Below are 12,037 nucleotides of genomic sequence, written 5' to 3'. Positions count from 1 at the left end.
GACCTCGTCAATCACAAAGCAGTTAACCGTTAGCATCATCGTCCTGTTGGTGTTAATTGCTCTGCAATACACCCAGGCATGTGGCGCTGAAATTCTCACGCCCGCCCCTCCGGCAACGCCTCGAATCAATGGCGCACGTGTTTTCGGGGCCCGGCCTGAAAGTCCTGTTTTGTTCACGATTCCCGCCACCGGCGAAGAGCCGATTTCGTACGCCGTTCAAGGATTACCAGATGGTTTGTCGTTGAATTCCAAGACCGGATGCATCACCGGCACCTTGACCCAACCAGGCGAATACTTGGTCACACTCACGGCCCGAAATTCATTGGGATCCGACAGCAAGCCACTACGGATCAAAATTGGCGATGCAATATGCCTCACACCGCCCATGGGTTGGAACAGTTGGAATTGCTTTGCTGGTGCGGTCGATCAAGAGAAAGTTCTGGCTGCCGCCCATGCCATGGTCGACAAGGGACTGATCAAACACGGTTGGACGTACATCAATATTGACGATACCTGGCAAGGCAAACGGGGCGGCAAGTTCAACGCCCTACAAGGCAATCAGAAGTTCCCAGATATGCAGAAGCTGTGCGACGAAATCCATGCGCTGGGTTTGAAGCCGGGAATTTACTCCACGCCTTGGGTCACGTCTTATGCTGGATATGCTGGCGGGTCGGCGGAAGACCCCGAGGGAACTTGGGAAAAACCAACCGGTCCTAAGCAGGTCAACAAAAAAATCCTGCCGTGGGCGGTGGGTCCGTATCCGTTTGCCGCCAACGACGCCCGGCAATGGGCGGAGTGGGGTTTCGATTATTTGAAATATGACTGGAATCCGATTGAGCCGCCGCAAGTCGAGGAAATGCTGAACGCCATTCGTAAAAGTAAGCGTGACATTGTACTCAGTCTTTCTAATAGCGCGCCTTTTTCCGGCGCGGCGGATTGGGCTCGATTGTCCAACGCCTGGCGCACTTCGGGCGACATTCGCGACAACTGGACGTCGATGAGCAGCAAGGGATTTGGCGAAGATAAATGGGCACAATTCGCCGGTCCCGGCCATTGGAACGATCCTGATATGTTGGTGGTCGGTATGGTGGGTTGGGGTCCTAAACTTCATGCCACAGGTTTAACCCCCGACGAACAATACACCCACATCACGCTGTGGAGTCTGTTGGCAGCGCCACTGTTGATCGGCTGTGACATGACGCAGCTGGACGACTTCACTCTGGGGTTATTAACCAACGACGAAGTATTGGCCGTCAATCAAGATCCCTTGGGAAAACAAGCCACACATATCAAAGACGAGAAACGGTCGGATATCGAGATTTTGGCCCGTCCTTTGGCCGACGGCACGCTCGCGGTAGGGTTGTTTAACTGCGGCCGGTACGAATTGACAGCTCCACCCCGCGCCCGAGCCGGGCAGCCGCCACCATCATCACGTGCTTGGAAACTTACAAATCTCGAATCGAAACAATCCACCGAATTCGACACGGAAGCAGAAGCGAAAGCAGCCCTCGAAAAAGTGGCCGATCCCGTCGAGGCTACTGTCCGCTGGTCTGACTTGCAGTTAAGTGGGCCGCAAGCCGTGCGAGATTTATGGCGGCAGCGCAACCTTGGCCAGTTCGACAGCGAGTATACATCCACCATTCCCTTTCACGGCGCCCTGATGTTGAAAATTGGCACGCCCAAAACGCCCGAATCCGGTCGATGATCTGCTCATCTTGTCCGGCAACGGGCACCCATGGGCGCCATCTGAAATGAGTACCGAAGATCTTGCTCCGCGCGATGTCGAGAGAATGCCAGATGTCGCCCATGGGTGCGATAATGAAGCGCGGGAGCGTAATTCAGGCGTAGCGTTGGTATCACCACGAATTCTTTTTGCGTCAGCAGTTTTCTCAAGAAAAAACCCGCAGCGAAATCAGGACCAGCCATGCCCTAATTTTATGAATCCAGGCTTATTGGACTGGAAACGATCGAGCCCTAGTCCGCCGCTGGAAAAGCAGTGCTAAAGTGCCCAGAGATAGTAACACGGCCCCAGCCGGCTCGGGCACGGTGTCGGTGGAACCGCCGCCGGATTCGAGAAAGCTCTGCAGGGCTTGCAGATCCGCATTGTTGACTTTGCCGTCGCCGTTAACATCGCCGATTGCCAACAATTGTGCATTGGTTAGGTCTTTAGCGGTTTGGTATCCGGGCAAATTGGTCAGCGCCTGTTCCATGACCAGAACGTCCGCGGCGTTGACTTCGCCATCGCGATTGAAATCTCCCGGCAAATAATTGCTGTCAATTACCGAGAGGATGCCCGCCGTATACAGCCGGGTGGTGTTCCAGGCCAGCGAATTTCCCAGCGCGGGCAGTTCCACGGATGAAAAAAATCCACTACGGCTACCCCAATCTAGCAGATCAAAGCTGTTCCCCAACAATGGTGTGAAGCCACCGATCGCAACCACCTCTAAGCTGCTGCCTGCCAACGTCAAAGTGCCGGAGACATTTAGCTTGGCATTGGCTGAGGCTGCGGCACCGGCCAGCTGCATTGTCAACTTACCTTGCGCGAAACTGCTGGCGTTCAAGATAACTCCGCCAGCTACGGTTGTGGTTCCCGTGCCCGACACGCTGCCCGCCGATGTATTGGCATCGACGTTAAACGCAGCATTGTTGACGACCGCACCGCCCGTGGGCAGTGCGCCAGCGGCTCCTATGACCAAAGCGCCGCCGTTGATGGTGGTTGTGCCCGTGTAGCTATTGGTGCCCGATATGGTTTGCGTGCCCGCGCCAAGCTTCATTACCGAAAGCGAATTGGCGCCGTTGGTGATGGTGCCGGCGAAATTGAAATCAGCCGTGTTATTAATCGTGAGCAAGTCCGCGGTGTTGCCGGTGTTGGTGATCGTGGGGGTTCCGCTGTAGCCTGTGTCCAGGGGCGACTGAATCGTGAAGCCACCCAATTGCAGATTGTGGCCGTTCAGCTCCAGTGTGGGCGTGGCACTGCCTCGCGGACTCCACGGGCCGACGGGGGCGATAGTCGAGCCAAATGTCAATAGCGTATCGGTGGGCAGAGCATTGTCGACTCCCAGCACAATTTTGCCGCGCTCAATGCGCGTGCCGCCTGTCCAATCGTTCGCAGCGCTAGAAAGGGTGAGCGTTTGACCGGAATCTGCGGCCAACGACAACTCATTATCGCCCGAAATCGGCCCGGCCAATATTCCGCTGTTGCTGGTGCCGATGCGGGCGTCGCCGGTCAGCAAAATCGGGCTGGAAATGGTGTTTCGGACACGAATGGCGCCGTAACTGCCCGACGTTGATCCTTCGGCAAAACCCAGCCCGGAAATCAAAATTTGGTGCGTGGCGGCAATGGCCACGTTATTGTCGAACAATTGTCCGCCGCCATTGAGGCCGCCCATGATCACAATGGAATTACTGGGATCCCCTAGCGCTGCGGCATCAAGCTGGAGCCGCCCACTAGCAATGGTGATGTTGCCCACAAAATTGTTGGTGGAATTTTCCAGTTTGAGCCGGCCACGATTGGGTATGCCGCCGGAATCAGGGCCGCCAATCAGCGTCAGACCCACGCTGCCGGTAATCTGCGAACTCAACGTTAGGTTGTGATCGGAATTCTTGATTTGGAAAATCACATCCTGTCCATTGCCTGAGGTGATGCTGCTGCCCGACAGCGTTTCGTCATTGGGGTTGGTCACCAAGATTCCGCCGGTGGCCACGGTCAGCGGATTGCTGAGAGTGACCGTTTGACCGGAAGAGTTGCCGGACAATCGCAGGGAGTTGATCGTCAAAGTGGAGGCGCTGGTTTGACTGGAGGTTAAATCCACATCTTTGCCTGCGGTGAAAACGTTGGTGACGTAGTTGGCCAGGCCAGTGATCGCGCCGGGGGTGTTGCCATCGGAAGCGCTTACTGCCCAGGTGGCGCCGGCCACGGTGGCGTAGCCGCCAATGATGGATTGCTGGCCTCCGGAGAAATTGGCGTTGGCGGTCGTGGTGGTGATGCTGCCGGCTGTGGGAAGCGTAAAGTTCACCGCACCCCCTACGGCCCGAGTGATGGCGCCCAAGTTTAATGACGTTGCCGAACCATTACTCGTAACAGAAAGGGCCGAAGCGCCGGCATTCAGCGTCAAACTGCTCACGGTCTGGATGGAACCGGCCGCCGCACCGTTGACGGCCAACGCCCCGCCCCCCAGTGCAACCGTGCTAGAAGAACTAAGGATGGAGCTAGGCGCGACGGGCGCAAAATCCAAAATCAGCGTTCCACCGTTCACGGTGGTCGGCCCGCTGTAAGCATTTGCGGCAATCAGCTTTAAAGTGCCCAATCCGGTCTTGGTCAGGCCCGCGCCGTTGCCGGAAACAACACCGCCTAAAACCAACGTGCCGCCGCCGGTGACGTTCACCGTATGGGTGGTATCCAGGGCCAGCCCGAAGTTAATCGTTTGCAGCGCTGTGGACTGATCGGTGATGTCGCCGCCCATGGTAATGGCGTTGCCGCTGATGACAAACGCGCCAGCCGTGCTCTGGAAAGCAAGGCCGGTGATCAGGCTGTTGGCCGCCAGGTTGTTCGTGTTGACCAGGCCAAGCGTGCCATCGAACACCAGGCTGTCGCCAGCGGCTGGGGCCGTGCCACCCCAATTGGCGCCGGTGGTCCAATTGGCGTTGGCGCCAGCGCCATTCCAGGTACGGGAAACCCCTGAAGTAAATCCAATGGTGCCCAACGTCAATTGTGCAGAATCGATGCTCACATTTCCATTCCAAAACAAATTGAATTTGCCGGCGGTGAGAGAATCGTTCTGCAATGGCCCCAGCAGAGGTCCGTAAATATCTGATAGGTCGAGCGTGATCGTGCGAATTTGATTTTTCGACCACGGGAGTTGGCCCATCATGTCAAAATCCAATTCCATGCCGGCGCTGCCCAAGAAGAAAGAATCGTTTGTCGTCAAATTGGCCAGCGCCTCGACCTTCAACGTGAGCGTGCCGGACACAACCTTTTCTTGCGGCTTCAGGCTATACAGAATGGTCGCAGCGCGGCGGGCGTTAAGCGTGGAATTATCGAAGCCCACTACGGAGCCGCTCCCCGGCATGTCGCTCGACTGGACCAGCGCCTGCCAGTCCGGATCGATATACGGCATGACCGACGGGCCGGTGAAATTGGTGTTCGGCCCGACCGAGAATTGATGCGTGGCCGTGGCCGTGGGCTGCGTGCCCAAGGACTGCTTCAGTTGCGCTATGTACAGGCTGTTGGGGGAAACCGGCGTGCCGAAGGAATCGTAAATTCCCTCCGGCCCGGTAAAATCTACTCGGCGATCCGGCGAAATGGCGCCGATGGCCCAATTCTGTGCCGTAGGGGGGCTTTCCACGTCGATCCAGGGAGAATTCGTGTTCCACGTAACCATATTCGCTCCAGCCCAGCCTTGCCCGGAGCCGAAATTGCCGCGATTGACCAATTCGATGCCGCCGCTCCCGCTGGAAGCATTGGTCACTTTAATGTTGTCCCACAACACGCCGCTGGCCCAGCGCTGATGGGGACCCACCGATTGCAGCGAATCCTTGGCCGTATCGAAAACAAAGGCACTGGGGCCAACCGTATGGGAATCCTGTGTGACAAACGGCGCGTGCGTGTTGTCGGTGTAGTTGCGCTGGATTACGGCGGTTTGCCCTCCCAGCGCAAAGCCCCCGGTGTGGGCATCCCCCACCGCATCAAGAAACACGTTGTCTTGCATCGTGTCGAACTCGCTGTAGGCGCCAAAGTACGGGCCATTGTAGTAGTGCAGCGTGGTCGTGTTGCGGATCCAACTGTTCGATACGCCGTCGAATTCGATCGGGCGGTTGGCGTGATTGTTGTCGCTGGTGGAGGCAAACACAGTGTCGAACCGTATGTTCTCCACGCCCACATTGCTAATGCGGCTGGTCGTGTACTTGAAAATCGTGCCGCCGCCATAGGCGTCGCCGTTGGTGGAATCCAACGAGGTAGTGATCGGCAAATTCACCGTAATTTTGTCCCCATTGATGGCCGTGATGGTGCGGTCAGCCTGGATAAAACTGCTGTTGGGGCTCCAGGCTTCAGTTCCCAAGCCCGTAGCATCCATGCCGATGGCCGTGATCCACGCTTGGGTAGAGGGACGATTCACCACAATTTGGTCACCCACGTGGTACGTGCTGATGTCGGCGGAAGAAACGCTGAACGAAGTCGCCCCAACTGGCACATAGCTGTCGACGATCGTGGAGGTTGTGCCGCTCACAGCGTGAAACGAATCGCTCCCTGTCGGCTCAGCCTCGATCACGTTGTACATCGTTGTGCCGGTGGAATAAAACAACGTGCCCGTAGGACCTTGCCCTTGCCCGCGCAACACAACTCCCGAAGCGTTAATGTTTAGCGTACTGCTGATATCGTAAGTGCCGGCCGTGAATAAAATCGTTCCGCGGACGCCGTTGACCAGAGGCATGGCGGACACCTGATTGATGGCCGCTTGAATGCGCGCCGTATCGTCCGTCGGCGTGGGGCTGGGATTCAGCGTCAGCACCACGGGCACTAATGGAATATTCTGGGTTCCACCCATGTAGCCGGCGCCGGAGAAATCAGGAATGGTGTCGCCGGCGGCCGTGGCCTGATATTGCAGCTTGCCATCCGCGCCATAAAAAACCCAACTGCTCGGCGGCGCATCGGCAAGCGCAGTCCGCAGAATAACCGCCATCTGCAGAATAACAAACAAAGAAACGCCGAGCCGGGCCATCACAGCCTTCTTCCCCGGACCTGATAAAAAATCCCCCCGAAACCCGGCGTAGCGTCAGTATAACCACGAATTCATTTCGCGTCAGCACTTTTCGAAAAAATTTTAAAAACGGCAGACTCAGACCCCGCAATAACCTGATTTCATGGGCCCAGACTATTCGGTCTGGAAACGGTCGAGCCCACCCCGATGCTGGAAAAGCAGTGCCAAAATGCCCAGAGATAGCAACACGATCCCCTCCGGCTCGGGGACCGGGTCGGTAGAGCCGCCCCCGGATTTAAGATAACTCAACAAAGCTTGCAGATCCGCGTTAGTCACTTTGCCATCGCCGTTAACATCGCCGACGAGCAGCAATTGTGGATCAGTCAGCCCTTTGGCGAATTCGTAGCCGTGCAAATCGGGCAGGGCCGCCATCATGGCTGATAAGTCGGCCGCGTTCACATATCCATCGCGGTTGAAATCGCCGGCCAGATAAGTAGCGGCTACTGAAATAGCACCCGTGGTATAAAGCTGCGTGGTGTTCCAGGCGATTCGGCCGTTGGCGGTTGGAAGATTCAGCGCGCTGAATGTGCCCGACTCGGAAGTCCAATTGAATAAGTCGAAACTGGTTCCCCAAAACGGCAGGAAATTATTCGTGAGAGAAACCGATAGCGTGCCTCCGAGCATCACTTTTCCCGTGGAGTGAATTTGGTCGAATTGCACGCTGGTTGCGCCGCCCAATTGGAAGACGGCGGTCGCGCCGCTGTTCAGCGTGAGCGATCCGACTGACATCGTGCCAATGCCGCCGGTGCCGGGCGAAATGGTCCCACCGCTGGCAACGGTAACCAAACCGGCAACACTTCCCGCGCCTTGAAGTGTGGCGGTAGAGTTCACTAAGATCGTGCCAGGAATCATTCCGCTGTCGGTGAGCGTGCCGCCATTGACGTTGGTGCCGCCCGACCAGGTGTTGGTGCTTCCCGAAATTGTGACGGTGCCGGGGCCGTTTTTGGTTAGCGTGCCGATGCCGCCGATAGCTCCGCTGAGCGTGAGGACAGCGTTAGTGTTAGGAGTGCCGCCGGTGAGCGCACTGCCGGCATCGAACACGCCGCCGGAAGCGCCCAGCGTAATAACGCCGGAAAAAGTATTTTGCGTGCCGGTGCCGCTCTCGCCCCAGATGGTGCCGCCGTTGAGCGTGCAGAGCTTGCTCATGACGGCGGAAGTGTTGTAAAATCCCAGCACCGCGCCCGATGCCACGGTGACGGTTTTATTGGGGTCGCCCATGGAAGTGGTGCTGGTCTGAAAGCAAAGCTCGCCTTGATTAATGCTGATGTTGCCCAGCGCGGCATCGACGTTGGTTCCGACGAACGACACCTGGTTCGTGCCCGTTTTCGTCAAATTGTAACTGCCGCCGCCGGTGCTCAGCGTCGCGCCGGTGCCGCGAATATCCCAGCGTCCGGTGCCGCCGAAGGTGGTGTCGCCGGTGAGCGTCACGTTGGTCAGGGCGCTGGTTTGCTGAGCGCCGCTGTTGATAATCGCCCCCACGCCGCCTGCGCCTGTGCCATCGACCGAAATCGGCTCCGTAGTCAGATTGAATCCGTTGATGTCGAGCGTGCCGCCGTCAATTTGTGTGCCGATGGTGGAGTTGGTCCCCAGCGCTGCGGTGGAACCGGCTTTGAGCGTGCCTCCGGTGATGGAAACCAGCGAGGTATTGCCGATCGAGCCGGTAACAAATAACGTGCCGGCGGTGACATCGGTCAAGCCGTCATACGAATTCGTGGTGGCCAGCGTGAGCGTGCCGGCGCCATCTTTCCGGAGCGTGCCGCCGACAATCGAGCCGGTCCCAGAAATCGTATAGTCCTTCGACGAATTGAAGCGAATGTAGTTGGGGAAGACATTGCCTGAAATATTGACCGTCGTGTTGGCCGCGGCGTCGGTGAAATTGATTTCATCGTTGATGCCGAACGATGTGGCGCTGGCGCCGTTTAAAAAGCTTAGCGTCGTATTGTTATCCCAAGTATTGGTTGTCGCCGTGCCATTCCACGTCAGCACGTTGTTGGTGCCGATGTAACCGGTGATGGCGTCGTGCTCGACCCACGAGAGGCCCGCAGGCACGCCATCGGTCGTGGAAATGCCACGGTAAAAACCGAATTTGGGTCGGAAGTCGGTCGAGCCGGTCAAGTCTACCGGGGCATTGGTAATGCCGGTGAAGGCGCCGCCGTTGACCGAAAGTTGAATTTGGCCGGTACTTTCTCCGGCGGCGCAGGGGGTAATGCGAATATCAAAGTGAATCCACTGGCCGGCGGTGTAAGAGAATGTCACCGGAATGGATTCCGTGGTGTTGCCGGTAGAGCCGTCAGAAAATGCGTCGACTCGCCCCTGAATGCCGGAACCGCTTTTATAAAGCGAGATGGTGGCCAGCGGCGGGCTGTCGTCGCCGTTGGTGGCTTTGAGTTGGAAAATATGGCAGAAGTCGCTGGTGGCTTGAAAGGTGGGGTCGGTGCGGAAATCGAATGAGTACTCAAACGTTTGTTCGACTTGCTGATGGCCCAGGCCGACAATCCCCTTGGGTTCGACCCGCTGGCGATCGGTGTTGCCGGCATCGGCGCCGTCGCCGTCCCACCAACCTAAGGTGGAGTAATAGTTGCGGAGCATATCGCGGAACAGTCCGCCCCCTTCATCCATGTGGTTTTGAAAATTGGTGGGATCGTTCTCAAAGGTGTTGGTGTCGGGAAAATAAATGACCGTGGGTTCTTCCAGGCCTTCGAAGCCGGCTTCGTTCTGAACCACCACCGGGGTGGCGGCGCGAGCGCACTGCGGTGCAAGCCAAATGACTGCCAGAAAGCACAAAGCAAGCGCGATGGGACGGCGCTTGGAAGTAAATTGGAAAAATGCAGCCAGACCGATGATCAAAAGGATGGAAGTGCCGGGTTCAGGGACGGGATCGGTGGAGCCGCGGCCGGATTTCAGCAAATTGAGCAGGGCTTGAATGTCGGCGTTGTTGACTTTGCCGTCGCCGTTCACGTCGCCGACGAGGAGCAATTGCGGATCAGTCAGCCCTTTGGCAGATTCGTAGCCATGCAAATCGAGCAGGGCCGCCATCATGGCTGAAATATCGGCCGCGTTCACATATCCATCGCGGTTGAAATCACCTGCGTAATACGTTTTCAGCACCGTCAGATTGCCGGTCGTGTAAAGCTGCGATGAATCCCACATAATGCGGCCGTTCATGGTGGGCAGGTTTACGGTACTGAACATGCCGCTGCGCGAACCCCCCACGAGGATATCGAATGAATTGTTTTCTTGAGGCAAAAAACCACTCAGCGAAACATCGAGCGTTCCTCCAAAGTTCTCTTGCCCTTGCACCTGCAGCTGTGAATACTGCGTGCCCGGAATGTTACCCATTAAAACGATATTTAAATCGGACCCGCTGCTGAACGTCACGCCCCCATCAAGGTGCAATGCACCCGGGGTCGAAGTTGCGCCGAAAAAGTTACCCGGCTTGAGCGTTCCTCCGGAGGCAATCGTTACGCTGCCGCCAATGCTGCCCGAGCCCTGCAGCGTGCCGCTTGAATTGACGATGAAGGCGCTGGAGGAAACGCTGCCGTTGACGACCAGCGTGCCGCCGTTGACGGTGGTATTGCCGTTGTATGTATCGGCGTTGGAAATGGTGAGCGCTCCCGTGCCGCTTTTGGTCAGGGTGGCAGCTCCCGTAATCGCGCCGCTGCCGCTGAAGACGTAGTTGCCCGAGCTATTGTTCACGATAACCACTGCAGGGCTGACGCTGGCGCCGATGTTCACATTGTAATGGCCATTATTACTGTCGTTGAACACGACGTTTACGCCCTGGAAAAAAATGACCGGAATGTTGCCGTTGACGCCGGGATCGTTGAAATTCTGTTGGTTGTAATCCCACGTAGTGCCATTTCCCACGGCCGATTGGCTGTTGTCCCATACCATGTTGATGGTGGGAAAACTGCCGCTGGGGTCATTCCAGCCGGTCAAAGAAAACGTGGCGGGGTTGGGCTGCGTGTGGCCGGAATCACCCAATCCGCCGGCCACGTTTGTCATCGAATAGTTCGTGTACAAGGCGGTATCTGATTGATTCGTCGACAGCAATGTGCCTTGCATGTTGTTGAGCACCAGGCCGTAAATCTGCGCTCCGCTGCCGTAAGCCACGCCATTCATCGCCGTCAGACGGTTCGCGCGAACGCCATTTCCCACCGAGCCGTTGTTCTTAGCATTCAGGTTGACAATTTGAATCCCGTTCGCGCGATCATACACGCCGCTGTCCCCTTCGTCGTTTCCGCCGGGCACCGTGTTATTCCAATCGACCGAACAATCGATAATGCGAATGTCGTGGGTCGCCTCTTTGGAATCGAAACCATCATTATACGTTTGGAAGGCCGTATCGTGGTAAAAGGTTACGTAGCCGGTTTGATCGGGCACGCCCCCTTCCCAGTTCTGGTCGGCGTCGCCGCAGTAAAAACCCTCCATTCCGGCATTGGAAACCGAGCAGTTTTCGACCAGCCAATACTGAGAGGAGTTTTTCAGTTTGATCGATTCATTGCCGGAATTAGTGCAGACCAATCCGTTGAGAATTCCGTGGGAACCGTTATCGATGCGGACCGATTTTTGAAATCCGTTGATCGCAATATTTTGAAAAACCCAATAATCGTTGCTGCACGAAATACCGCTGCCCGTGGTGGTGACCGAGCTATTCAGCTTCGCGCCGTTGGTGCCGATCACCGTAATCGGCAGGGCGGCCGTGCCGTCGGTGTGGGTGGTGATTCCGGTGTTGTAGGTGCCCCCCAGCAGCACAATGGTATCGCCGGGCTTGGCGTTGGTCACGGCAGTGCTTAGAGCGCTGGAATTCCCTGCCGCAACATCTACCGTAGCGGCTTGGGCCACCAACCAGCCCCACGCACCAAAAACGATGCCGCTAAATACAAAGCCCCAGCGCAATGCCGGGCCCGCGGCAGATACAATCTTGGCCGGATACAACTTGACCTCCGGGCTGTTCCCAGAAGCCCCCCCTAATGCTTCACCCACTATAACAACAACCAGGGTCAGGGTGAAGCGGCAAGCGAATGCCGGACGGGTGATGCAGTGTCAGGAATGATGGCACAGCGATGAGAAAACAATCCAGCACGATGCCGTCCAATCACCTACCTTCGCCGACGGCACATTGCCAAGCCAAGCCTGCCAAAGCCGCCAACACCAGTGCCGCGAATTCTTGAACAGCAACCAGGGCAATGTCTTTGTTGCCCTGATAGTTGTAGCCAAGGGTATAGCCGGCGGGCAGGTTGTTCACTATGCCAAACGCAGTGCCGGTGAGGGTGCCG

4 protein-coding genes are annotated in these 12,037 nt (G+C 56.9%); 1 reads left to right on the top strand and 3 read right to left on the bottom strand.

Annotated elements, in window-relative coordinates; translation table 11 throughout:
* A partial coding sequence (locus VMJ32_15470; protein ID HTQ40424.1) for a putative Ig domain-containing protein occupies nucleotides 1-1,705 on the top strand: 1,705 nt, incomplete at its 5' end.
* Nucleotides 1,706-1,949: 244 nt separating this feature from the next.
* Here the strand turns inward: VMJ32_15470 and VMJ32_15465 are convergent.
* The 3 genes from VMJ32_15465 to VMJ32_15455 form a co-directional block, all read right to left on the bottom strand.
* On the bottom strand, nucleotides 1,950-6,680 hold the full coding sequence (locus VMJ32_15465; GenBank protein HTQ40423.1) for an autotransporter-associated beta strand repeat-containing protein: 4,731 nt from the start codon (nucleotides 6,678-6,680) through the stop codon (nucleotides 1,950-1,952).
* Nucleotides 6,681-6,872: 192 nt separating this feature from the next.
* The gene (locus VMJ32_15460) at nucleotides 6,873-11,696 is read right to left on the bottom strand and encodes a dockerin type I domain-containing protein (GenBank protein HTQ40422.1); all 4,824 of its coding nucleotides are present in this window, start codon (nucleotides 11,694-11,696) and stop codon (nucleotides 6,873-6,875) included.
* Between the two features lie 160 nt (nucleotides 11,697-11,856).
* Nucleotides 11,857-12,006: a hypothetical protein gene (locus VMJ32_15455; GenBank protein HTQ40421.1), complete on the bottom strand. Its 150-nt coding sequence runs from the start codon at nucleotides 12,004-12,006 to the stop codon at nucleotides 11,857-11,859.
* Nucleotides 12,007-12,037 lie beyond the last annotated feature (31 nt).

The organism is Pirellulales bacterium, assembly GCA_035499655.1.
GTDB lineage: Bacteria > Planctomycetota > Planctomycetia > Pirellulales > JADZDJ01 > DATJYL01.
This window is presented reverse-complemented; position numbering and strand designations above follow the sequence as displayed.